The organism is Arthrobacter sp. BL-252-APC-1A (genome assembly GCF_009696625.1).
In the GTDB taxonomy this organism is placed as follows: domain Bacteria; phylum Actinomycetota; class Actinomycetes; order Actinomycetales; family Micrococcaceae; genus Arthrobacter_B.
Genome location: NZ_VULS01000002.1, coordinates 189113 through 213169 on the forward strand (window position 1 = coordinate 189113; position 24057 = coordinate 213169).

A 24057-nucleotide genomic window follows, 5' to 3' on the forward strand; every position below is an offset into this window, starting at 1 on the left:
TTCCCGGAAGGGGAGCGCCGCCGTCGTTTTCTTCGTCTGCGTTAGATGCAGTGATTAGCGGAAGTTGATGAACTGCAGATCGACGTCCAGGTCGGCGCCCTTCAGCATTGCCATGGTGGCCTGCAGATCGTCGCGGGACTTGGAGCTGACACGAAGCTCATCGCCCTGGATCTGGGACTTGACGCCCTTCGGGCCCTCGTCACGGATCATCTTGTTGATCTTCTTGGCCTGGTCCTGGGCGATGCCTTCCTTCATGGAGGCCTCGATCCGGTATTCCTTGCCCGAGGCGTAGGGCTCGCCGTCATCGAGGGACTTCAGCGAGATTCCCCGCTTCACCAGCTTGGACTGGAAGACGTCCAGGACGGCCTTGACGCGTTCCTCTGAGTTGGCCTTCATCAGGATCTTTTCGCCGCTGAAATCGACCTCCGCACCGACACCCTTGAAGTCGTAGCGCTGTGCGATTTCCTTCTGGGCCTGGTTCAGGGCGTTGGCGACCTCCTGCTTGTCGATCTTGCTGACGACGTCGAATGATGACTCGCTGGCCATAATGCGCTCCTTAGGTGTGCGTGGGTAGGTGGACTTCTCCTGTGCACCAGCCTAATAGGTGGGCAGGGCCCCCGGGCAGCCGCGGGTGCTCACAGGCAGTATTCAGCCCCAGCGCACCGTCCTCACATCTGCCTGGGAAAAGGTTGGGACCATGAGCACGCACCCCACTGAACCCAAGGAGCCTCCGCGCACAGCTGCGAAGGCGGAGACCGAAGAACCAGAGGGACAGAGCCCCGTGCCGCCGGGAACGCCCGTGCCGCCCGGGGCAGCGGCGCTGGTGTCTGCGGCATCGCCGCGTCTGTCTGCAGGAATCCGGCTGCGGCGGGTGGCAGCATCCTCCATGATCGCTGCCGTGTCGGTGACGGGTGTGGGCGCGGCATCGGCGCAGGCCCGGGAACCGCAGGAAGCTGCGTGGCAGGTCCCCGCCGAAGACGTGGAGGAAACATCTGCCCAGCTGCCGCTGGCCAGCCCTGCTGCAGCAGCCCGGGACGGTGCCGAGCGACTTGCCGGCGTCCGCCAGGACCTCGCCAATGCGGTCGCATGGGGCAGCGTGACTGCTTCCCAGGCGGAGCATTTCTATGCCCAGATCAGCGCCCGGATTGCCCGCGGACTCTAGCCCGGGGCGCCGATTCGATTCTTGGGCCAATGTTCTGTAAAGTTGTCTTGCCCGCGGTTACCGCGGACAAAGTCTTCGCAAGAAGGCCTTCGGCAGATTACCCGAGCGGCCAAAGGGGGCTGACTGTAAATCAGCTGGCAATGCCTACGGGGGTTCGAATCCCTCATCTGCCACCGAAGAGAGAACATCCCCGGTCTTAGGACCGGGGATGTTTTTTTGTTTTCCCACGTCCCAGCCGCCGCCGAAGTGACCGGCAGCCAAAAGTTCGGCACAAAAGCACCGGTTATGGGCACGCCCCCGAGAACTATGTGACTGGGCCGTCTAGTGTTTCTAAGCATGAAAGAGGACCTGGCTCTGGACCGTCTTGCCGAACAGTTTCGGGAAGCGCTGCGCGAAGCCGTCTTCCTCGTGCGCCACATGGACACGGAATTCGGCATTACCTCTAATCAGCTGGGTACGCTGCGGATGGTGGACGGCGACGGCATGCGGGTTTCCGACGTCGCCAGGAACCTGGGCGTCAAGGTTCCCAGCGCCACGGAGCAGATTATCCGCCTCGAGCATGCAGGCCTGGTGCGGCGGAGTCCGGACCCCGAGGATTCACGCGGTGTACGGGTCAGCCTGACTCCGGACGGACGCCGCAAACTGGCAGTTGAAACCGAGCGCCGGGAGTCGCTGCTCTCGGACCTGCTGGGCCAGCTGGGCGCCGCAGAGCAGGAGAAACTGCGCGAGGCGCTGCCGGTGATCGCCAAGGTCACGCAGATGGGATTCTCCACCGTCGGCTGAACCCGGTCTTCACCGCAGAGCGAACAATTGCAGACATCGTCCGGCAGGCGCTATAGCGTGGAAGCTATGGCAACTATTGACATCACCGAGGCAACGTTCCCCGAGACCATTGAGGAAAACGACATTGTGTTCGTTGACTTCTGGGCGGACTGGTGCGGCCCGTGCAAGCAGTTCGCACCGGTTTACGACGCCGTCTCGCAGCAGCACGAGGACATCACCTTCGCGAAGGTGGACACCGAGGCTGAGCAGGGACTAGCCGCAGCCGCTGGCATCACTTCCATCCCCACCCTGATGGCGTTCCGCGAAAAGGTGCTGGTGTTTTCCCAGCCCGGCGCGCTCAACGCGAACCAGTTCAGCGAACTGGTCGAAGCCGTGAAGGGACTGGACATGAAGGCTGTCCACGAGCAGATCGCCGCCCAGGAACAGGGCCAGGCAGCAGCCGGCCAGGATGGACAGGTCAGCTAGCGCACCAGCGCTCCACAGCTAAACACCAGCAGGGAGCTCCTCCGGCAGCGGAGGGGCTCCCTGCTGCGCGTTAACCTTCCGAGCCGCTGCCGGAGCCCCCTGACCGATAAGTATTTTCCCTAGCCGCGAGCTTTGACGAGTTGTAGGCTCGTGCATCCCGGGGGAGCCGCGCTGACGCCGGCTGCCCGTCTGCCGGGGGAACCCAGTCAACGACGACCAAGGTTACAAGGCGAGGAATACCAAATGAGCGGTAATCGAGCAGTTGCTTATATCGAGCCCGGTGTTGTGGAAGTCCAGGACATCGACTATCCAACCTTCGAGCTCCGGGATGGTCCGGGGGTGAACCCGGCCAATGTGGGACGCAAGCTGCCCCACGCGGCCATTCTGAAGGTCCTGACAACCAACATCTGCGGATCGGACCAGCACATGGTCCGCGGGCGCACCACGGCACCGGCGAACCTGATCCTCGGACACGAGATTACCGGCGAGGTAGTTGAAACCGGACCGGATGTGGAGTTCATCAAGGTTGGCGACGTGGTGTCCGTCCCCTTCAACATTTCCTGCGGCCGCTGCCGGAACTGCAAGGAGCGGAAAACCGGGATCTGCCTCAACGTGAACCCGGACCGTCCCGGCAGCGCCTACGGCTATGTGGACATGGGCGGCTGGGTGGGAGGCCAGGCAGAATACGCGCTTGTGCCCTACGCGGACTGGAACCTGCTGAAGTTCCCGGATTCTGAGCAGGCCATGGAGAAGATCATGGACCTGACCATGCTCTCCGACATCTTTCCCACCGGCTACCACGGCGCCGTCACGGCGGGCGTGCGTACCGGCTCCACCGTCTACATCGCCGGTGCCGGCCCCGTCGGGCTGGCCGCGGCAGCGGGTGCACAGCTGCTGGGTGCCGCCGTCGTCATCGTCGGTGACCTCAATGAGGACCGGCTGGCGCAGGCGCGCAGCTTCGGCTGTGAAACCGTGGACGTCTCCAAGGGCGATCCCAAGGACCAGATCGAGCAAATCCTGGGTGTTCCGGAAGTGGACTGCGGCGTGGACGCCGTGGGGTTCGAGGCCCGCGGGCACGGGCACGGATCCGGACAGGAGGCTCCGGCGACGGTCCTGAACTCGCTGATGGACATCACTGCGGCAGGCGGGGCGCTGGGCATCCCGGGCCTGTACGTCACCGGCGACCCCGGCGGAATTGATGAGGCAGCCAAGGTCGGCTCGCTGTCCATCAGCCTGGGAACGGGATGGGCCAAGTCGCTGTCCTTCACTACCGGCCAGTGTCCGGTGATGAAGTACAACCGCGACTTGATGATGGCCATCCTCAATGACCGCGTGCAGATTGCCAAGGCGGTGAACGCCACCGCTATCCGTCTCGATGATGCACCGGAGGCATACCGGGAGTTCGACTCCGGTGCGGCCAGGAAGTATGTCATTGACCCGCACGGAGTTACCGGAGCCAACGCCAACTAGGGTCCGGAGGTGAAGGGCCGCCGGGAAGGACGCACGAATTGCGTTCCCCGGCGGCTCTTTGCGCGACCGCACCTTCCGCCCGCTGACGGCGCCTCGCTAGACTCGATGAGCCGGAGACCCCCCACCCAGTATTTTCGTGGACCTTCGGCTGCACCACTCATGCGGGACACGAGTTGGAAGCGGGGACCAGATGCGCACAATCCTCACACGCCGGGACGGGTTACAACCCCTCCGCCGGGGCACCGCCCCGCCGCCTGGGTGCAGTTGGCCAATATGCCCTCAACCTGACGGAGCAGTGCAGTGAACGGGGCGGATACCGCCTGGGTCCTGGTATGCGCCGGGCTCGTGCTGTTCATGACGCCGGGGCTGGCACTGTTCTACGGCGGGATGGTTCCCGTACGGAACGTGCTCACCATGATGATGCAGAACATCATCCCGCTGGGCGTCATCACCCTGACCTGGATTCTGGTGGGCTACACACTGGCCTTCAGCAACAAGGGGAACTCCGTTCTGGGAGAGTTCGATGCCTTCGCCCTGATTACCGTGGACACACCCCAGTTCCATACCGTCACCGCAGGGGTGACCATCCCTGCCCTGGCGTTCGTGGCGTACCAGATGATGTTCGCAATCATCACTCCTGCCCTGCTCACCGGTGCCACCGCCGGACGGCTGAAATTCGCCGGCTGGACGGTATTCCTGGTGGCCTTTTCAATCCTGGTCTATCCCCAGGTGGCCCGCTGGCTCTGGCATCCCAAGGGCTGGCTCGCCCAGCTCGGCGCCCAGGACTGGGCCGGCGGCCTCGTGGTTCATGCCTCCGCCGGTGCCGCAGCCGTGGCAGTGCTCCTGGTAGTGGGACGCCGCCGGGGCTGGCCGCAGCTCACGACCTCACCCAACAACCTGCCGCTAATGCTGGTGGGTGCGGGGATTCTGTGGTTCGGCTGGTTCGGGTTCAACGCCGGCGATGGGCTGCAGGCCAACGACATCGCCGCCCAGGCTCTGATCAACACCCACGTGGCCGGCGGAGCCGCCATGCTGACATGGCTGCTGGTTGAACGCCTCACCAGCGGACACTCCACGCTGGTTGGGGCAGTGTCCGGAGCCGTGGCGGGGCTGGCCACGATTACCCCGTGCGCCGGATTCGTCAACACCGGCTCCGCGCTGCTCATTGGGCTGATCGCCGGCTGTGTCTGCTGCTTCGCGGTCCGGCTTAAGCACCTGCTGCGCTACGACGATGCACTGGATGTAATCGCCGTGCACTTCGTCGGAGGCCTTATCGGTTCGTTCATGCTGGGGTTCTTCGCGGACAGCGCCGTGAACCCGGTCAGCGCCGACGGCCTGTTCGCCGGCGGCGGCGGGCTCCTGCTGTGGCATCAGACCGTGGCAATCGTCTGCGTCGTGGTGTTCTCGTTCGTGCTGAGCTGGATCGTCGCGGCGCTCATCAACCGGACCATTGGCCTGCGCGAACCGGGCCCGGAACAGGACTCGCTGGATCAGGTACAGCAGGGCCAGTCGGGATATTCCCTGAGCGGTGTTACTGCCCACCCCACGACCAGCGGACGAGGTGCCGGTGCACCTCAGGGGGATGCGGCCGGGCCGGGCGAACCACGGCATGTGATCAGCGCGATCGTCAACACCGAACGGATCGACGGGCTGCGCGATGCCCTGCTGATGGCCGGCGCCAGATCCATTGAACTGATGGAGACCACGGTTTATACCGGCCGGGTCCGTACCGAGGTTTTCCGTTCCAACGTGCGGAAGCTGGACTTCGAGGAACGGATGCGGGTGTACGCAGCCGTCGACGACGAGCATGAAGAGGCCGTAGCCGCCGTCCTGCGGCGTTTCGGTGCTGAACCTGAATCGGTCCACCGGCTGGAAATCAGTCCGTAGCCGGCCGCGGATTTAGCCAGTTCCCGGGCCGCACCTTGGCTGCCCGGGAACTGTTCCGTTTTTTGGGAGGGGGATCAGCCGCGGTGGAGTGCGACCGGTTCTGCCAGCAGGGCGCTGAGGGATTCATCCAGGTCCTGCTTGGCCGCGCCGGCAGCGTGCCGGGCCAGGTCATCTTCGGATGCCCAGCGTTCGGTCAGGACAATCCGGTCCTCTGATTCCTCAGTGATTTCGTACCGCAGGCAGCCCGGCTCGGCCTGAACCTGTTCGATCGCGATTTCCAGGGCCAGCTTCACGCGGAAGAACTCTCCGGGGTTGGGAACGAATACGGCTGTCAGATCTACGGGTGCGCTCATTCAACCAACCTTAGGCGACCGGCACACCGGGCAGCGTCAGTGCCTGCGGTGGTCCTGGGGCGCAAGCCGCGGACCGTAGGCCTGTTTGCGGAAACCGGTCAGGACGATCATGCGCACTACCCGCTGCCTGTGCCCGCGCCAGGGTTCCAGCAGCGCCAGCATCCCGGCGTCGTCCGTCCGTTTGCCGGTCAGCGCGGCACCCACATCTGCGGCGAGGTGGAAGTCTCCCACGGAAACATGGTCGGGGGAGCCGTGCGTGCGCTGCAGGATTTCTGCCGCGGTCCACGGCCCGATTCCCGGAAGGGACTGCAGCTTGGCGCTGACTTCCTCTCCCAGCGGCATGCCGGCCAGGCGTTCAAGGCCCGACCCCGAGGCACAGGCCCGCAGGATGGTGCGGGAACGGTGCGAATCAACGCCGGCCCGGTGCCAGTCCCAGCTGGGAATCCTCCGCCATCCCGAGGCCTCGGGAGCGAGCATCAGCCCCGGGGGCACCGGCCCCGGCGCCGGCTCACCAAAGCGCTGTACCAGGTACCGCCAGGCGTGGACCGCTTCCATCTGGGTTACCTTTTGGCCCAGCACCATGGGCACCAGGGTCTGGAGGATCCTTCCGGTGCTGGGCAGCCGGAGGCCGGGGTGGCGCCTGCGGGCCTCACGCACAGCCGCAGGCAGGGTTGCCAGGAAGGCCGGATCGTCGAAAGAAGACCAGTCGTCGTGCTCGCCCAGCAGCGCCGGAACGGAGGCGAGCGCCTCCTCCGCGCCCGGACCCCAGGCCTGGGCCGAAACCCGGGCGGGCGAACGCAGCGCGCCGGCATGCTGGGTGAGCCGGAGCGTTGCCGGTCCGGTACGGGTACGGAAAGCCAGCCAGACCCCTGCATCGGAAAGCTGCACGGTAGGATCGGAGGCCCCGTTCGCCAGGGTCCGCAGCGTGCGTACCAGCTCCAGCGGGCGGGAGAACTCGAACTCACCGCGACTGGAGGCCGATCCGGAAGACATGCCACCATGCTCGCACGCCCGGAGTGAACTTCTGTCCCAAAACCACGGGGACGTAAGCAAGTTTGCTACGCAGTGTTCAGCCCGGCCTGTTCCTTCGCGCCTCAGCCAGTAACGTGGTGCGCATGAAGTATGCCAACACTGTCCTGGACCTGATCGGCAACACCCCGCTGGTGAAACTCCACCACGTCACCGAAGGCATTAAAGCCACGGTGCTGGTGAAGCTGGAGTACCTCAATCCCGGCGGTTCCATCAAGGACCGCATCGCCGTGAAGATGATCGAAGCGGCGGAAGCGGAAGGCAAACTGCGCCCGGGCGGGACGGTGGTTGAACCGACCAGCGGCAACACCGGCGTCGGCCTTGCCCTGGTGGCCCAGCAGAAGGGCTACAACTGCATCTTCGTCACGCCGGACAAGGTTGGTGTGGAAAAGCGCGACGTACTGCGCGCCTACGGTGCCGAGGTGGTGGTGACGCCCACCGCCGTCGCGCCCGAAAGCCCCGAATCCTACTACGGTGTCTCCGACCGGCTGGTCCGGGAGATCGACGGCGCCTACAAGCCCGACCAGTTTTCCAACCCGGCCGCTCCGGCCAGCCACTACGAGTCCACCGGACCCGAGATCTGGAACGACACCGAGGGAAAGCTCACCCACTTCGTTGCAGGTGCAGGCACCGGCGGAACCATCACCGGCACCGGCCGCTACCTGAAAGAAGTCTCCGCGGACCGCCCCTCAGGCCCGGTGAAGATTATCGCTGCTGATCCCGATGGTTCGGTCTACTCCGGCGGCACCGGACGCCCGTACTTCGTGGAAGGCGTCGGGGAGGACATGTGGCCCGGCAACTACGATCCGTCGGTTCCGGACGAGGTCATTGCCGTCAACGACGCCGAGTCCTTTGCGATGACGCGCCGCCTGGCGCGGGAAGAGGGCCTGCTGGTAGGCGGGTCCTCCGGCATGGCCGTGGTGGCTGCGCTGCGTGCCGCCAAGGATCTGGGGCCCGACGACGTTGTGGTGGTCCTGCTGCCGGACAGCGGCCGGGGATACATCGGCAAGATCTTCAACGACGGCTGGATGAAGTCCCACGGGTTCCTGGCCGATCAGGATCAGGATGCCTCCGTAGCGGACGTGCTGGCAGCCCGGGGCGGCGAGCCGGCACCGTACGTACCCAAGACGGCCACCGTCCTGGAAGCCGTTGAACTGCTGGCCCGGTACGGCAGCAGCCTTCCGGTGCTGTCCCACGAGCCGCCGGCAGTGCTGGGTGAAGTGCACGGCTCGGTGGATGAGCGCTCGCTGAGTGAGAAACTCTTCCGTGGCGAAGCCAAGCCCGGGGACCCGGTCAGTGAGCACCTCTCGGCCAAACTGCCGCAGATTGGTGCCGGGGAATCCGTATCCGCAGCGATGGAACGCCTGGCAGAGGCAGACACGCTGCTGGTCGCCTCCGGCGGCACCTGGCACGGTATCCTCACCCGCCGCGACCTGCTCTCCTACCTCAGCGCCTAGACCCGTAAACCCCGAGCGCCGCCGCGCCGGCACAGGAGGAAAACCATGACTTCAGGATTCAACACCCGCGCCATCCACGCCGGACAGACCCCCGACCCGACCACCGGGGCCGTGATCCCGCCGCTGTACCAGAGCACCACCTATGCCCAGGACGGGATCGGCGGACTGCGCAACGGCTACGAATACGGCCGCGGCACCAACCCCACGAGGGATTCGCTGCAGGAACAGCTCGCGGCGCTGGAAGGCGGGCGCCACGCGTTCTCCTTCAGCTCCGGCCTTGCCGCTGAGGACGCCCTGATCCGCGCGCTGCTGGCACCCGGAGACCATATTGTGCTGGGCAACGACGCCTACGGCGGAACGTACCGCCTGATCAACCGGGTGCTTTCCGCCTGGGGCATCACCAACGCGGCCGTTGACATGTCCGACACCGCTGCCCTGTCAGCGGCCATCTCAGCGGGGAACACAAAAATCGTGTGGCTTGAAACGCCGTCGAACCCGATGATGAAGATTTCAGACATCGCCGCAGTGGCGCAGGCCGCACACGACGCCGGTGCCCTCCTGGTAGTGGACAACACTTTCGCGTCCCCGTACCTGCAGCAGCCGCTGGCCTTCGGAGCGGACATCGTGGTGCATTCGACCACCAAGTACATCGGCGGCCATTCTGACGCGGTGGGCGGGGCAGTGATCCTGAACGACGACGCCGCTGCGGAGAAGATCGGGTTCATCCAGTACGCGGTGGGCGCCGTTTCAGCTCCGATGGAAGCATGGCTGACCACCCGCGGGCTGAAGACCCTGGGAGTGCGCATGGACCGGCACTCTTCCAATGCCATGGCGGTGGCGCGGTGGCTGAAGGACCAGACCGCGGTCGAGTCGGTGCTTTATCCGGGGCTGGAAGAGCACCCCGGCCATGACCTGGCCAAGGCCCAGATGAAGGACTTCGGCGGCATGGTCTCGGTCAGCTTCAAGGGCGGGGAAGCAGCAGCCCGCAAGGTTGCCGAGTCCACGAAGGTGTTTACCCTGGCCGAGTCCCTGGGCGGGGTGGAGTCCCTGATGAACTACCCCTCGGAAATGACGCATGCCTCCGTGAAGGGCACCGAGCTGGCCGTGCCGGAAAACCTGCTGCGGCTCTCCGTGGGCATTGAGGACGTTGAGGACCTCATTGCGGACCTGGACCAGGCGCTGAAGCAGCTCTGATTCCGCAGCCGTCCTGCGCTCAGCGGCGTCCCGTGAGACGGCGCCGGCGCACCTTCGGGTCCGTTTGGGCGTAGAAGCGGCTGCTCTGCGGGAGCCAGAGGAGGACGGCACAGGCCAGAAGCAGTGCGCCCAGTGCCATGAGCGAGGGGCCGCGGAACAGCAGGGGAACACCGGCTATCAGCCCCAGTGTGGTCAGGGTTTCCCTGCTGCTGCGCCTGCCGCGGCGGAGCCGCAGGGCGTAGAAGGCGGTGAGGGCACCCAGCGCAATCCCCAGGATGCCCAGCGTCAGCAGGCCCTGGGAATCCTGGCGCTGCGTCTGCGCTGTAAACAGGAACGAGCCGCCGGCCAGGAACAGGACGACGGCGGCGACTGACCAGGCTGCCGTCGCCAGCCGCATGGTCCCGGGCATGGGAGTCAGTGGATGTGTCTTGCTCAAGCTGGTTCTCCTTATCGGGGATCCTGCCGCCGCTGGAGGCTGTGCAGGCATCCCGTTCACTGACTACCGTAGCGGCAGTAGGGGACGCGCTGCCCGAACATGACCGACCCTGCCGCAGAGCTTTAAACCGATTAGGGGAAGTTCAGCGGGAAAAACCCCTCCTGAGGCCACTTGGGAAAGGCCGGCAGGTAGAGTGTCGCTCGCCCGCCCAATCGCCGAAGGGCGGCAGCACAGGAGGGAAGCACATGGCGCAGGGACTGCGTTCTCAGGCCGCAGGCGCGGCGCTGGTGCTCGGTGCGGCCGCGGTCTGCGCCGCGCTGCTGGCACTCGCCATGGTCCTGGCGCCGCGGGACGGCATCGACTTCCGGGTTTACGTGGCCGGTGGACAGACTGTCCTGAAAGCCAGTGGTGAACTCTATTCCGTGGGGATCCCCAATCCGCCTAATCCTTCGCTGATGTTTACCTACCCGCCCGTATCGGCACTGCTGTTCGCGGTCCTGGCGCCTTTCGGCGACGTCATCGGATTCAACATCTTCTTCGGGCTCTCCCTGGCCTTGACCGCGCTGACTGCGCTGTGGCTGGTGGCTAATTTCAGCGGTTCCGGCAGTGTAAGGGCCGTGCTGAGGGGGTTCTGGCTCCGGCCGGCGGCGATCGTGGCGTTTGGGCTCATAGCAGCCCTGGGGCCATGGCGGGACACACTGGCGCTGGGCCAGATCAACATCATCCTGTTCGCACTGGTAATGATCGACTTCCTCAACCGCAGCGAGCAGTGGCCGCGGGGGCTGCTCACCGGTGTGGCCGCCGGGTTCAAGCTGACTCCGCTGGCCTTCGCCTTCTACTACCTGGTGCGCGGCGACTGGCGGGGGCTGCGGAATATGGCCTTTGGCTTCCTTGCCACCTTCGGGCTGGGGTTCCTGATCCTGCCCCGGGAATCGAAGACTTATTGGGGAGAACTGCTCCCGGACACGTCACGGGTCGGCGGGGGAGCGTACGTGGACAACCTTTCCTTCCGCGGCGCGCTGCTGCACTTCGCCGGACCGGATGCGGACGTGACTGCCCCCTGGCTGCTCCTGTGCCTCGCCGCAGCGGCTGCTGCAGCCGTCATCATCCGGCTGGCAACACTGGCCGGGATGGATCTGCTGGCTCTGGCGGCCGCAGCACTGCTGATGCTGCTGGCCTCACCGGTCTCCTGGTCCCACCACTGGGTCTGGGTGGCCATCTTCCTTCCCCTGACCGCGGCAGCGGTGCAGGGGCTTCCCGGACGGCGAAGGACGATGCGTGCCACCGGCTGGATCCTGCTGGCCGCCACGACAGTGATTTTCTACCTGACGCCCAAGGGCATTGCCACTCTGCTGGGCGCGGGGGACCTTGACTCCCAAGCCCCGGGACTGTGGCTGATGGCCGCCAGCGCCGGAGTCTTCTGCGGCGCCGGCCTGCTGGCCTGGTTCCTGGTCCTGCTGTGGCCCGCCCGGCCCCGCCGCTGGTGGCGCGCCGCACCCGTTTCCGGGGATATCCAGGTACCTCGGACCTAGACTGTTGCCCATGACTACCGGATCCCTCCTGGCTATCTGCCGCGTGCACGCCCTGCGGCCCACCTCCGACGCGGTGGGAGTGAGCGCGATCGACAAGCGTGCCGTTGAGGGACCCGTCAAGCTTTACTCGCTGGGGCTCACCGGCGATGTGCAGGCAGACCGCCGGCACCACGGCGGTGAATCCAAGGCTGTCTACGCGTACTCGCAGGAGGACGCGGACTACTGGGCTGCGGAACTGGGCGAGCCGGTGCCGCCGGGCCGTTTCGGTGAAAACCTCCGGGTGGCAGGCATCGACGCGTCCCACGCGGTAGTGGGGGAGCAGTGGCGGATCGGTGCGGATGTGGTCCTGGAAGTGACCTGCCCGCGCACACCCTGCCGGAACTTCGCCCAGTACATGGGCCAGCCGAAGTGGGTGGCCCGGTTCGCCGCGGCCGGACGACTGGGAACCTACCTCCGCGTTGTCAGCCGCGGCTCAATCCAGGCCGGAGACGCAGTGGAAGTCATTTCCCGCCCGGAGCACGGAGTAAGCGTGGCGGACGTGTTTACCGGCCTCTCCGCTGAGCAGCATTTCCGCCTGTCAGAAGCACATTCGGAGGGCATGTACCTGTCTCCGGAAATCCGCAAGGTGCTCCGCCGGCAGGCTGCAGTCCAGGACGCCGTTTAGGCTGTGTGCCGGACCTCACTGCCCTAATCTTCGGGGATAGCGGCTGCCATGCCGTACACTTGAGGAATCCCCCACTCCGGTATTCCCTGATTTCCCTGCGGACTTGAGTCCATTGCAGGTACGTTGTGTTGGGGCCCGCATGAAACATGCGGGCAGATTCATCTCCTGGGAGCGCCGGCAAAGAAATCGTCACACCGAGCCGCGGTCGCAACCCAGTGATACAGGCCCACAGCTGTGACGGAGAGTCCTGCCTGGGATTGCAACAGTGCCCGGACTTATGTACTCGCAGCCGTTAGAGCGCGCTGCCCGGTCCCACTGATGAGGAATACTCCTTTGCTTGATAACGCCCAAGACATTCTTGAAGAAAACACCACCCCCGAAGCTGAAGAAGCCGAGGTGCTGTTCTCTGATTTCGATCTGGACCCCCGCGTCCTTGCCGCTCTGAAGGACGTTGGCTACAAGACGCCGTCGCCTATCCAGGCAGCCACCATTCCGCTTCTCCTCGAAGGCCGCGACGTCGTAGGCCTGGCACAGACAGGTACCGGCAAGACCGCCGCCTTCGCTGTTCCCGCACTGTCCCTGCTGGCCGGACGCCCGGCCACCAAGGACACCCAGGTTCTGGTCCTGGCACCCACCCGTGAACTGGCACTGCAGTCCGCAGAGGCCTTCACCTCCTACGCAGCACACATGGATGCCATCACCGTCCTGCCCGTGTACGGCGGATCCGCTTACGGCCCCCAGCTTGCCGGACTGCGCCGCGGCGCCCAGGTGGTTGTTGGAACCCCCGGCCGAGTGATCGACCACATCGCCAAGGGCTCACTGGACCTGTCCAACCTTGAATACCTGGTGCTGGACGAAGCCGATGAAATGCTGCGCATGGGCTTTGCCGAAGACGTGGAGCAGATCCTTTCCTCCACCCCGGCGGACAAGCAGGTTGCCCTGTTCTCCGCCACCATGCCGCCGGCCATCCGCAAGATTGCCAAGAAGTACCTGAACAACGCTGCGGAAATCACGGTCAAGTCCAAGACCACCACCGGCGTCAACACCCGCCAGCGGTACGTTCAGGTCATGGGCCCGCACAAGCTGGACGCCATGAGCCGCATCCTCGAGACCGAGGACTTCGACGGCGTCATCGCCTTCGTGCGTACCAAGATGGCTACCGAGGACCTGGCTGACAAGCTGAAGTCCCGCGGCTACAAGGCTGCCGCCATCAACGGCGACATCCCGCAGCAGCAGCGCGAGCGCACCGTCGAGGCCCTGCGCGACGGCAAGATCGACATCCTGGTTGCCACCGACGTCGCCGCCCGCGGCCTGGACGTCGAGCGCATCAGCCACGTCTTCAACTACGACATCCCGCACGACACCGAGTCATACGTGCACCGCATTGGCCGCACCGGCCGTGCAGGACGCAGCGGCGACGCGATCCTCTTCATGACCCCGCGCGAAAAGTACCTGCTGCGCGCCATCGAGAAGGCCACCCGCCAGCCCGTTGAGCACATGCAGCTGCCGAGCGTTGACCTGGTCAATGCCAAGCGCCTTGCCAAGTTCTCCGAGCGGATCACCGAAACCCGGAACACCGAAGACCTCTCCGTCTTCCGCGACCTGGTTACCAAGTACATCGCGGAGAATGATGTTCCGGCCGAGGAAATCGCCGCTGCACTGGCCGTTATGGCCCAGGGCGGACGCCCGCTGCTGATGGAAGAGATTCCGCAGGCACCGGCCCGCCAGCGTGAGCGTTCCGAAGGCCGCAACGACGGTTTCGGCTCCCGTGGCCCGACGCGCCCGCTGACCGAAGGCAACGCGACCTACCGCATCGCCGTCGGACGCCGCCAGCGCGTTATGCCCGGTTCGATTGTCGGCGCCATCGCGAACGAGGGCGGCCTGTCCTCCTCGCAGATCGGCGGCATCGACATCCGTGCCGACCACACCCTCGTGGAACTGCCGGCTGACCTTTCCAAGGACCAGCTGCGTGCCCTGTCCCGTACCCGGATCGGCGGCGAGCTGATCCACCTGGAGCTGGACAAGGGACGCCGTCCTTCCCGCGAAGGCGGCTCCTACGACCGCGCTGACCGCGGTTTCAAGAAGGACTTCAAGAAGCGCGACGGCGAGCGGTCCTTCGGTGACCGCGGCTCGGACCGCCCGTACAAGAAGAAGTTCGACGGCGACCGCAGCTTCAGCAAGCCTGCCGGTGCCGGCGCCGGTGCGCGCAAGCCGCGTTTCCGCGACTAAGAGTTCCTAACAGGTTGGGTGTCCCCGGAAAGGGGGCACCCAACCTGCGTTTAACGCCCTTGGTGCTGCCGGTTTGCCGCCGGCGGCGCGGGTTCTGTCTGGTTTACGCGGCGGCTGCGCCGGACACGGTAGAGGTGGAAGAACCATACGCCTGGTCCCAGGACGGGAAACCCGAGAATGCCGAGCAGGCACAGGAACTTCGTGCCTGGCGTCAGGGTACGATCCCGGGCCAGGGAAATGACCGCAGCGACTGTCAGCGCCAGGATCACCGCTCCCATGGCGGTGACCATGAACTCCCATACTGCCGGAACGGCCGGATTGGTGCCTTGGTCCATGCTGGGCTCCTCTTTGAACGCTTGCCGCCTTTCGGCGCGGTTCCGAGTCAGTCTGCCACAGCAGGCTCGCCGTTCAGGAACTCAGCGGCATGCCTGGCGTCCCTGGCGTCCCTGCGCAGCTGCAGTACATCGGCTGCCAGTGCAGCGAAGTCGCGCAGCGTCGCTTCCTGCTCCCCGGTGAGGCTGCGCGCCCTGCGGTCCATGACACAGAGGGTGCCAAGGGCAAGCCCGTTGGCGTTGCGCAGCGGCACTCCGGCATAGAAGCCAAAACCGGGGGACGCGGCCACCAGCGGATTATCAGAGGTGCGCGGGTCCTTCTGCACGTCATCGACGATGAACAGATCGTCTTCCCGGACCGTCACCGGGCACAGGGAGCCGCTCTGATCCGTGGAACCCCTGCTGGCGCCGCAGCCGGACACTGTCCAGACCTGTTCCCCGCCCACAATTGAAACTGCCGCCACTGGAACGCCCAGCACGCGTGCGGTGAGGGCGGTGATCCGGTCCAGGATTGGATCCGCTTCGTCTTCTGACGCCGCTCCCAGCTCCTCGGCCGCACGGACCCGCTCGGGATCCTCACCTGCAGCCATGCTGCGGCGTCCGCGGCCTGCCGTCGCCAAGTCCTGCATGGCCTCGGACACCTCGTGGGCCGATGGCCGCTCAGCGGGGTCCAGGGCCGTCATGGCACGGAGGATTCCAGCCCACTGCGGTCCCAGGGAATCGGGGATCTCCGGACCGCGGAACAGGCGTGCCAGTGCGCTTTCAACCGCCAGGCCGGGAAAGGCGCGCTCTCCGGTCAGGCAGCGAAGCAGTACCAGTCCCAGCGAATAGACATCGCTGTGCGGCCCCGCCGGCTCGGAGCGCACCTGCTCCGGGCTCATGAACCCAGCAGTCCCGGTGAACTCTTCTCCCTGCGGGTTGGGATCTCCGGCCATCTGTGCCACGCCGAAGTCGGTCAGTTTGGCGCGCAGCCGGGTTTCGTCTTCCCGGTAGTCAAAGAGCAGGATGTTCGCCGGCTTGATGTCCCGGTGCACAATGCCGCCGCGGTGCATGTAATCGAGGCCGATGGCCAGGTCATACGCGAGATGCGCTACCTGGCGGGCCGGCAGCTTGTCCGTGGCCAGCCTGCGGCTCAAATCGGAACCCTGGACCAGTTCCATGGCCAGCCACACAATCGAGGTGCCCGACGGCGAAACTTCGGTACCGGCGTCGAACAGTGTGATCAGGCTGTGGTGGTTGAGCTGGGAGAGGACTTTGGCTTCCGCTTCGTTGCGGCTGCGTTCTTCTTCCGTCCGGGCTCGGGAAGCAATGAGTTTCACGGCTACATTGCGGCCCAGCAGTTCATCCACTGCGCGGTGGACCGAGCCCATGGAGCCGGAACCGATCCGCTCCTGCAGGCGGTATCTGCCGCCCACGACCGTTCCGGGACCCATTTGCCTAGGCATCCACGCACTCCTGTAAGAATCTGATCCGGCCGGCAGGGGAACGGCGGTGTGGAAACCCTGTTGTTCCCTGTTATGCAGTCTAAGTCCGCTCTTGCCTCCAGGTGCCGCAAGACAGGCCGCTGACATGCAGGAACAGTGTCTTCAATCACACTGGGGCGGTTTGGGGGAAATCGATTTCGTGATGCGCAGAAAGTACTGGTAGAGTCTTATGTCGTTGCCCCGGACAGGGGCGATGCCCCGATAGCTCAGTGGTAGAGCGCCATCTTGGTAAGATGGAGGTCCCGGGATCGATTCCCGGTCGGGGCTCTCAATGGGAGGGTCCGCGTTTCTAAGCCTGCTGTTCCACACTAGGCCAGGTGCGCGGGCTTGACTCATTTATGGCGGTGTAGCTCAGTTGGTTAGAGCGCACGACTCATAATCGTGAGGTCGGGAGATCGAGCCTCCCCACCGCTACCAAAAGAAAACCCCCGGGATCTTCCCGGGGGTTTTCTGTTTGCCCCGGCACCTGGAAACTACGCAGGGACACGCAGCGCCCGGACCAAGCCGGAAGGGACCGGCTTGTAGGATCACATCAGAGCGCCGTCCCGATCAATCGCACCGAGCACGGAACGAAAGATGCAGACCCGATGACAGAGAACACTCCCGCTGCTGCCGAGCAGGCCCTTCCGAGCCGGCGGGCCCGCAGGGCTGCGCAGAACCCCGACGCCGGTGCCTCCGCCGCGGACGGATCGGTTACACGGCGCGGTTCAAGGGCAAAGTCTGATCCAGGGGCTCAATCCGGTTCAGGGACACATCCCGGTGCCGGCGACGGCATTGCCTCCGCTGCGAAACGTTCAGCAGTGCAGGCGCCTGTGGAGGAACCCCTCACCCGCCGGCGTGCCCGGGCGGAACTCCGGTCCTGGGGCGGCAGCACGGTTCCTGCGGCAGAGAATATTCCCGAGGCAGAGAGTGTTCCTGCGGAGCGGGTGCCGGTGGAGACCGCCGCGGATGTCACTGCCGGGCAGGAACCCGTTTCGGATGTTCCCACTGAGCATGCCGGTCCTTCCACCGGTCATGCCGGCCCATCCGCCGAAAGCGCCGGTCCCAGCACCGGTCCCTCCACCGAATCCGCGGCGGACGACTCCGTGCCCCAGTGGTCCGTCCCGCAGGGCCCAGCCGAAACCGGCCAGGAGCCGGATATGGACTGGACCGAAGCGGCTCCGCCCGAACCCGTGATCCAGCCGGAACCGGCGGCTGCCATAGCGGAGGCGCCCAGCGCGGCGCCCTTTGATCCCCGCACCGCCGTCATCCTTCTCGAATTGCCGGAGGCTCCGCCGGCCCTGCCGCAGCCGGAAGGGGAGGACCGCCCGTTGGCAGACGGCTTCGGCTCCATGGCAGGCAATGCGTTTGAGCCCGTTTTCCTGGAGCCGGAACCGGAACTGGAACCGGAACCGGAATCAGAACCAGAATCAGAAGCTTGGGCCGTAGTTGAACCGGTCCCGGAAGCTGTAGTTGAACCGGAATCCGAAACCTCGCCGGAAGCCGCGGTGGACGCTGAACCGGACCTTGAAGCGGAACCGGAACCGGACCTTGAAGCGGAACCGGACGTTGAGGCGGGGCATCCCGCGGGGTTGCCGCTTGATCCAGTACTGATGCCCTCTGACCTGCGCGAACGCACTCGCCAGGCAGTGCGCGGCGAACCGAACGACGTCCGCAGGGCCACCTTCCTGGATACCAAAACCGCAAAGATCCCCGCCACCCGCGGTTTCCGCGGATTCCTGGCTTCACTGGGAATCCGGATAGCGCCGTCTGCCCGTGAGCTGGAGGAACGGCGGGACACGCGCATGGTGAGCCAGCACTGGCCCGGCCCGCGCACCATCTCCGTGGTGAACGGTAAGGGCGGAGCTAACAAAACGCCCACCACCGTGATGCTGGCCGCCATCTTTGCCCGCAACGGCGGCGGGCCGGTCCTGGCCTGGGACAACAACGAGACCCGCGGCACCCTGGGCTGGCGCACCGAGCAGGCGCAGCACGATGCCACCGTTATGGACCTGCTCCCCGAAACGGGGCTCCTGCTCTCGCCTGCCGCACAGTCGGCCATGCTCGCGAAGTTTGTCCACCACCAGACGGACGACAAATACGACGTCCTGCGCTCCAACCCGAACGTGCTCGCCTCGGAGCAGAAGGTCACGAAGGCAGATTTTGATTCCCTGCACTCCGTGGCGTCGAAGTACTTCCGGCTGAACATCGTGGACTCCGGCAACGATGAAAGTGCCGAACGCTGGCTGCGGATGATCGACCACACGGACCAGCTGGTCATTGCCACCACTACGGTCGAAGAGCATGCCGAGGCCGGTGCCCTGCTTCTGGAAGCCCTCCAGGAACGTGGTGGGAGATATGCGGAACTGGCGCGCGGCGCCGTCGTGATTGTCTCCCAGGCAGACCGTAACGGGACCGAAGCCCAGGCACGCAGGGTGGCCGAGGCGTTCAAGGTGCTGGCACGGGCGGCGGTGACCATTCCTTACGACCCTGCACTGGTCAAGGGACAGATCCGCTATGCCTCGCTCCGGCCGGTAACCCAGCGGGCGTGGCTGAGGGCAGCGGCCGCTGTTGCGGGCGGCCTCTAGAAAGATCAGCTTGCTTATCTTTACCTCTTTTTCCTAGGGTAGGTAGCAGCGGCGGTTCAGACCGGACCGCCAGACCCACGAACGGAGGCAAAATGTCAGCACATGATATTTCCGGCAAGAAGGTCGCTTTCCTGCTCACGGACGGCGTAGAGCAGGTCGAACTCACCAGCCCCTGGGAAGCCGTAAAGGAAGCCGGCGGATCGCCGGTCCTGGTTTCGCCGTCCAGCGGCAGCATCCAGGGCTTCAACGGTGTGGACAAGGGCGACACGTTCTCCGTCGACCTCGATGTCGCGGATGCCAACGCCTCGGACTTCGACGCACTGGTACTGCCCGGCGGCGTCGTCAACGCCGACTACCTGCGCGTGAACAAGGACGCCCAGAAGTTTGCGCGGGACTTCTTCGAAGCTGGCAAGCCGGTCGCCGCGATCTGCCACGGACCGTGGCTGCTCATCGACGCCGAAGTTGTGAAGGGCCGTGACCTGACGTCCTTCCACACCCTTGCCACCGACCTGCGCAACGCCGGTGCCAACTGGAGCGATGAGGAAGTTGTCGTCGACCAGGGACTGGTCACCAGCCGCACCCCGGATGACCTGGAGGCGTTCAACGCCAAGGTTGTGGAGGAGATCTCCGAAGGCCAGCACGCGGGACAGCACGCCTAGGCCGCTTCCCGCCTTTCTCCGCCCCGGATGCCGGCAGGCATCCGGGGCGGAGTGCTGTCCGGGGTTCTGTGCGGGTTGACCCAGGCCTTGGATGAGACGTCCATGGTCTTTTGCCCCAGGCTCCCTAGGGTGGGTGGCAACCATGGAGTCCGCATCGGCGGCCGAGCAAAGGGGGAGTATGCCTGCGATCAGCAGCGACAACGTACCGGCGGGCCCAGGCCAGCGGCCGCTGGAGGGGATTGTGGTGGCAGACTTTTCCCGTGTCCTCGCCGGGCCTTTGTGCACCATGACCCTCGCGGACCTGGGCGCCCGGGTCATCAAAGTGGAACGGCCCGGGACCGGGGACGACACACGCAGCTGGGGCCCGCCCTGGTCGCCCACCGGGTCCACCTACTTTGAGTCCGTCAACCGGAACAAGGAGTCGGTCTGCCTGGACCTGGGAGATGAGGGAGACAGGCAGCTGGCCCGCGAACTGGCCCTGCGGGCCGACGTCCTGGTGGAGAACTTCAAGCCCGGCGGCCTGGACCGGCTGGGACTCGGCTACGCAGAACTGAGCGCCGCGAACCCCGGACTGGTCTACGCTTCCATCTCCGGGTTCGGGTCAGCCGGAGGCCGTGACCTTCCCGGCTACGACTTTGTGGTGCAGGCCCTGGGCGGGCTGATGAGCATAACCGGAGAAGCCGACGGCACCCCGCTGAAGGCCGGAGTGGCGCTGGTCGATGTACTCACTGCCAAGGACGCCGCCATCGCCGTCCTGGCTGCGCTCTCCTCCCGGCGGGCGACGGGCAGGGGCAGCCATGTGCAGGTCAATCTGCTCTCAAGCCTCCAGGGTGCGCTGGCCAACCAGGCCCAGGCCTGGCTTGGCGCCGAAGTGGTCCCCGGCAGGATGGGCAATGCCCACCCGTCGATCGTGCCCTACCAGCTGCTGGACTGCGGCGACGTTCCGCTGGCAGTCGCGTGCGGCAACGACGCCCAGTTTGCCCGGCTTGCCGCGGAGCTCGGAGCCCCGGAGCTGGCTTCCGATGAGCGGTTCGCCACCAACAGCGCCCGGGTTGCACACCGGGAAGTGCTGATTCCTCTGCTGGAGCGCCGGCTTGCCGCCGCACCGGCAGCACAGTGGCAGGAACGGCTGAGCAAGGCAGGGATACCGGCAGGAAAGGTCTCCGGCATCGATGAGGGCATAGCGTTCGCCGAGTCCCTCGGCCTGGATCCGGTTCTGGAAGTCCTGGATTCCAACGGCGATCCGGCAGGCCGGCAGATCCGGCACCCGGCCACGTGGGAACCGCCGCTGGCGACCCGGGCTGAGGCTCCGCCAAAGCTTGGTGCGCACACGGAGGAGATCCGGGCGTGGCTTCGGACACCGGTGCAGGAAGGTCATCTCTCGCGCTGACGCAGCTCCAGCCACAGCGGCGCCGAAACGTCCGGGTCATCGAGGTCGACGCCGAGCAGCGCCGTTGCGAGTCCGATGCGGTGGCGCAGTGAGTTCCGGTGCACGCCCAACGCCCGTGAAGCGTTCTCCCAGTGGCCGCGGTGCCGCAGGTACTCCCTCACGGTTCCCGCCAGGTCCGTTCGCGGGTACTCCGCCAGGGCAGTAGCCCAGGCCTGGGCAGCCGGATGTGCCGGTCCTGCTGTCCCGGCGAGTGCGCCGGCGGCTGCCTGGCCGAGCGCACGTCGCAGGCCAGGAAGCACCCCCGGGACTTCGCCCAGCGTGACGGGTTCGCTGACCGCGCCGGACAGCTCCGGCACCTCTGCGGGCAGCGGCACGGACTCAGCTGCCGCCCAGGCCTCCTGGCCGTTGTCGGGCACCAGGACGTAGAGCACTCTGTCACGCTCGTGCCGGAGCGTGCAGGAAGTGCTCTGCGCCGGCAGAGGCTCTACCCCCGGAGCAGGTTCCAGTGACAGCGCCGCCCGCACCAGCTGCTCCGCAGCGTGCCCGCCGGGTGCGGAGAGTGCCAGGACCCGCACCCGCCGGGGGAGCTCGGAGTGCCCTGCGTCTTCGGCCAGTATCCGTGCTGCTTCGGTGAGCCCGTGCAGTATCAGCTTGGCTACTGCAGACTGGAGGACTGCCGCGGCACCGGAGGCAGCCTCACGCTGCCGCGCCTTGAGAGCCAGGAGCGTGCAGACCGTCATGATTACCTGGCGGTCGGGCGCTGCGAGCTTCCGCCCCGGGCCCACCGCCAGGAAGCCGTGGATCCGGCCGTTGACCGCAATGGGGTACTCCACCACAGGCTGGCCGTGCAGCTCGAAAGTCGCAGCCGAATGGGTACCAGCGCGGTTTAACCGGATGGTCTCTTCGCGCAGGGGCTCGAGCAGGGCGCCGGTGCTCTCCGGCCAGTAACGTGCAGGCTCGGTACCCGAGGGTAAAAACACGGCCCACCCGCCCAGCGCCTGGGCAAGTCCGCGGACGACGGCGGCGGCGCCGTCCGGCCGCATGGCGGCCTGTGCCAGCGAAGTCTGGGTTCCCAGGCTGCCCAGCAGCTCGGCCTGCCCGCTGCGGGCAGAAAGGGACCAGAATGCCCGGGAAACGTTTTGGAAAGGCACGCCGTCGGGGACGGCGAGCAGATGGATGCCTGCCTCGTCACACGCCTGGGACAAATAGTCCGGCACCTCCGCAAGCCAGGGCCCCAGGCCAATGCCGAGGGCATGCAGGCCCTTGGCGCGCAGCCGATCCACGTACCTGGCAGTCGTTGCCGGACTCCCTCCCAGGGGCATGCCCGTGGTCAGCAGGAGCTCGCCGCCGTCGAGGTACGGCGTGGGATCCTCCAGCTCGGAGACGTGGACGCCGGTCAGCTGCCTGCCCCGGAGGGAGTGGCCGCTGACGGGAACCAGATGCGGGCCGAGCACCGCGCAAAGCTCAGAAAGGGAGACCATGGGATAAATCATCCGCTATCGGGCCGGAACTTGGCCGGAATGCTCAATGACGCATGTCGCAGGCGTCCGTAGCGTGTGGTCATGACTTTCACTGCATCCGAGGCCACGCTGCCCCAGACCCGTCATCTTGCCACCGCAGTTCCGGGGCCCCGCTCCCGGGAACTGCACGCTGAACGCAGGCAGCAGGTCAGTTCTGGATTCGGCACGGTGCTGCCGGTCTTCATCGAGCGGGCAGAGGGCGGAATCCTCCAGGACGTGGACGGAAACCGTTTCATCGATTTTGCCTCGGGCATCGCAGTGACCAGCGTTGGCGCGTCCAACGCCCGGGTCCGGGAGCGGGTCGCAGCACAGCTGGAGCGGTTCACCCATACCTGCTTTATGGTCACCGAATACGAATCCTTCACACAGGTGTGCCGCTGGCTCAATGAACACACCCCGGGAACTTTCGAGAAGCGGACGGCTCTCTTCTCCACCGGTGCGGAAGCGGTCGAAAACGCCGTCAAGATCGCCCGCGCCGCGACAGGGCGGCCGAACGTCCTGGTCTTTGACGAGGCATACCACGGCCGAAGCCTGCTCACCATGGCCATGACGGCAAAGGAAAACCCCTACCGCCTCAACTTTGGCCCGCTGCCGGGAGAAGTGCTGCGGGCACCGTCAGCGAATCCGCTGCGTCCGTCCCGGGCGTCCGTTCCCGGGGCCGATCCTGCCGCTGCCGCGCTGGCCGGCGTCGAAGAGCTCCTGTCCGAGCACGGGGCCGGGTCCTTCGCAGCAATGGTGATCGAACCGATCCAGGGAGAGGGCGGTTTCGTTGTCCCGGCCCCCGGTTTCCTGCAGGGGCTGCGGTCCCTGGCCGACCAGCACGGGATTGTGCTGGTTATCGATGAAATCCAGGCCGGCATGGGCCGCACCGGCACCCTCTATGCCAGCGAGCACGAAGGTGTGGCCGGAGACATCACGCTCAGCGCCAAGGCCCTGGCCGGCGGGCTGCCCCTCTCCGCGGTCACGGGGCGCGCGGACCTCATGGACGCAGTGCACACCGGTGGCCTGGGCGGAACTTACGCCGGCAACCCGCTGGCCTGCGAAGCGGCACTCGCCGTCTTCGAAGAATTCGAGGACGGCACGCTGCTGGCGAATGCACGTGCAATCGAAGAGACGGTCCGCGAAGTCCTCGAACCGCTGGTGGCCCAAGTGCCCGCGGTTGCCGAGTTCCGCGGCCGGGGCGCAATGCTGGCCCTCGAATTCGCGGACCCGGAAACTCTGGAACCGCGTGCGGACCTGGCCCAGGCCGCGTCCGCAGCCTGCCACGCCCAGGGCGTGCTGACACTCACCTGCGGCACCTACGGCAACGTCATCCGGCTCCTGCCTCCGCTGGTCATACCCCGGGACCTGCTCCTCGACGGACTTCATGTCCTGCGCTCGGCCATCCTCGAAGCCGCGGCGAATTCCTAGCCAGCTGCCAACCGGTCAACCACCGCCAGCCGGC

The 24057-nt window shown here is 65.8% G+C and carries 21 protein-coding genes and 3 tRNA genes; 17 read left to right on the forward strand and 7 right to left on the reverse strand.

Going from position 1 to position 24057, the window contains the following annotated elements; all coding sequences use genetic code 11:
* Positions 1-54: 54 nt before the first annotated feature.
* The gene (locus tag FYJ28_RS03625; RefSeq protein WP_055239270.1) at positions 55-546 is read right to left on the reverse strand and encodes a YajQ family cyclic di-GMP-binding protein; all 492 of its coding nucleotides are present in this window, start codon (positions 544-546) and stop codon (positions 55-57) included.
* A gap of 151 nt (positions 547-697) precedes the next feature.
* On the opposite strand from FYJ28_RS03625, the gene FYJ28_RS03630 reads away from it, so the two are divergent.
* From FYJ28_RS03630 to amt, 6 genes are all read left to right on the forward strand, one after another.
* Positions 698-1162, forward strand: a complete 465-nt coding sequence (locus FYJ28_RS03630; protein WP_154578346.1) for a hypothetical protein — start codon at positions 698-700, stop codon at positions 1160-1162.
* Between the two features lie 91 nt (positions 1163-1253).
* Positions 1254-1335 (forward strand) — tRNA-Tyr (locus tag FYJ28_RS03635).
* A gap of 163 nt (positions 1336-1498) precedes the next feature.
* On the forward strand, positions 1499-1945 hold the full coding sequence (locus tag FYJ28_RS03640) for a MarR family winged helix-turn-helix transcriptional regulator (RefSeq protein WP_055239272.1): 447 nt from the start codon (positions 1499-1501) through the stop codon (positions 1943-1945).
* 66 nt (positions 1946-2011) lie between these two features.
* Positions 2012-2410, forward strand: a complete 399-nt coding sequence (trxA, locus tag FYJ28_RS03645; RefSeq protein WP_055239273.1) for a thioredoxin — start codon at positions 2012-2014, stop codon at positions 2408-2410.
* Positions 2411-2653: 243 nt separating this feature from the next.
* Positions 2654-3880 carry a formaldehyde dehydrogenase, glutathione-independent gene (gene fdhA, locus FYJ28_RS03650; RefSeq protein WP_055239274.1) on the forward strand — a complete coding sequence of 409 codons (1227 nt, stop codon included), beginning with the start codon at positions 2654-2656 and terminating at the stop codon, positions 3878-3880.
* Positions 3881-4180: 300 nt separating this feature from the next.
* A complete protein-coding gene (gene amt / locus FYJ28_RS03655; protein ID WP_326831494.1) occupies positions 4181-5767 on the forward strand; it encodes an ammonium transporter in 1587 nt (528 codons plus the stop codon).
* Positions 5768-5841: 74 nt separating this feature from the next.
* Here the strand turns inward: amt and FYJ28_RS03660 are convergent, their stop codons facing one another.
* Positions 5842-6120, reverse strand: coding sequence for a putative quinol monooxygenase (locus FYJ28_RS03660; RefSeq protein WP_055239276.1), 279 nt, complete (start codon positions 6118-6120; stop codon positions 5842-5844).
* Between the two features lie 36 nt (positions 6121-6156).
* A complete protein-coding gene (locus FYJ28_RS03665) occupies positions 6157-7113 on the reverse strand; it encodes a DNA-3-methyladenine glycosylase family protein (RefSeq protein WP_229780210.1) in 957 nt (318 codons plus the stop codon).
* A 122-nt stretch (positions 7114-7235) separates the two neighbouring features.
* Between FYJ28_RS03665 and FYJ28_RS03670 the strand changes: the two genes are divergently transcribed.
* Complete coding sequence (locus FYJ28_RS03670) at positions 7236-8606, forward strand: cystathionine beta-synthase (RefSeq protein WP_154578347.1); 1371 nt, start codon at positions 7236-7238, stop codon at positions 8604-8606.
* A 45-nt stretch (positions 8607-8651) separates the two neighbouring features.
* Positions 8652-9800, forward strand: coding sequence for a cystathionine gamma-synthase (locus tag FYJ28_RS03675; RefSeq protein WP_055239278.1), 1149 nt, complete (start codon positions 8652-8654; stop codon positions 9798-9800).
* 19 nt (positions 9801-9819) lie between these two features.
* Here FYJ28_RS03675 and FYJ28_RS03680 read toward each other — a convergent pair whose 3' ends face one another.
* Positions 9820-10236, reverse strand: coding sequence for a hypothetical protein (locus FYJ28_RS03680; protein WP_154578348.1), 417 nt, complete (start codon positions 10234-10236; stop codon positions 9820-9822).
* 245 nt (positions 10237-10481) lie between these two features.
* Between FYJ28_RS03680 and FYJ28_RS03685 the strand changes: the two genes are divergently transcribed.
* From FYJ28_RS03685 to FYJ28_RS03695, 3 genes are all read left to right on the forward strand, one after another.
* Complete coding sequence (locus FYJ28_RS03685) at positions 10482-11768, forward strand: glycosyltransferase 87 family protein (RefSeq protein ID WP_154578349.1); 1287 nt, start codon at positions 10482-10484, stop codon at positions 11766-11768.
* Positions 11769-11778: 10 nt separating this feature from the next.
* Entirely contained in the window at positions 11779-12432 is a 654-nt protein-coding gene (locus tag FYJ28_RS03690; protein ID WP_055239281.1) for an MOSC domain-containing protein, read from the forward strand.
* Positions 12433-12750: 318 nt separating this feature from the next.
* Positions 12751-14661, forward strand: coding sequence for a DEAD/DEAH box helicase (locus tag FYJ28_RS03695; protein WP_082413248.1), 1911 nt, complete (start codon positions 12751-12753; stop codon positions 14659-14661).
* Positions 14662-14711: 50 nt separating this feature from the next.
* On the opposite strand, the gene FYJ28_RS03700 is transcribed toward FYJ28_RS03695, so the two are convergent.
* The gene (locus FYJ28_RS03700; protein WP_055239283.1) at positions 14712-14996 is read right to left on the reverse strand and encodes a PLD nuclease N-terminal domain-containing protein; all 285 of its coding nucleotides are present in this window, start codon (positions 14994-14996) and stop codon (positions 14712-14714) included.
* Between the two features lie 47 nt (positions 14997-15043).
* Positions 15044-16438 (reverse strand): protein kinase domain-containing protein, encoded by a 1395-nt coding sequence (locus FYJ28_RS03705; protein ID WP_195840588.1) that lies wholly within the window; start codon positions 16436-16438, stop codon positions 15044-15046.
* Between the two features lie 234 nt (positions 16439-16672).
* On the opposite strand from FYJ28_RS03705, the gene FYJ28_RS03710 reads away from it, so the two are divergent.
* The 5 genes from FYJ28_RS03710 (at position 16673) to FYJ28_RS03730 (ending at position 21093) form a co-directional block, all read left to right on the forward strand.
* A tRNA-Thr gene (locus FYJ28_RS03710) sits at positions 16673-16744 on the forward strand.
* A 73-nt stretch (positions 16745-16817) separates the two neighbouring features.
* Positions 16818-16894 (forward strand) — tRNA-Met (locus FYJ28_RS03715).
* 170 nt (positions 16895-17064) lie between these two features.
* Entirely contained in the window at positions 17065-19044 is a 1980-nt protein-coding gene (locus FYJ28_RS17095; protein ID WP_195840589.1) for an AAA family ATPase, read from the forward strand.
* A gap of 92 nt (positions 19045-19136) precedes the next feature.
* Positions 19137-19703, forward strand: a complete 567-nt coding sequence (locus tag FYJ28_RS03725) for a type 1 glutamine amidotransferase domain-containing protein (protein WP_055239285.1) — start codon at positions 19137-19139, stop codon at positions 19701-19703.
* Positions 19704-19881: 178 nt separating this feature from the next.
* On the forward strand, positions 19882-21093 hold the full coding sequence (locus tag FYJ28_RS03730) for a CaiB/BaiF CoA transferase family protein (protein WP_154578351.1): 1212 nt from the start codon (positions 19882-19884) through the stop codon (positions 21091-21093).
* Here FYJ28_RS03730 and FYJ28_RS03735 read toward each other — a convergent pair.
* Entirely contained in the window at positions 21078-22574 is a 1497-nt protein-coding gene (locus FYJ28_RS03735) for a PucR family transcriptional regulator (RefSeq protein WP_154578352.1), read from the reverse strand. The genes FYJ28_RS03730 and FYJ28_RS03735 overlap by 16 nt on opposite strands.
* A gap of 81 nt (positions 22575-22655) precedes the next feature.
* On the opposite strand from FYJ28_RS03735, the gene FYJ28_RS03740 reads away from it, so the two are divergent.
* Entirely contained in the window at positions 22656-24023 is a 1368-nt protein-coding gene (locus FYJ28_RS03740) for an aminotransferase class III-fold pyridoxal phosphate-dependent enzyme (RefSeq protein ID WP_055239729.1), read from the forward strand.
* Positions 24024-24057: the final 34 nt, after the last annotated feature.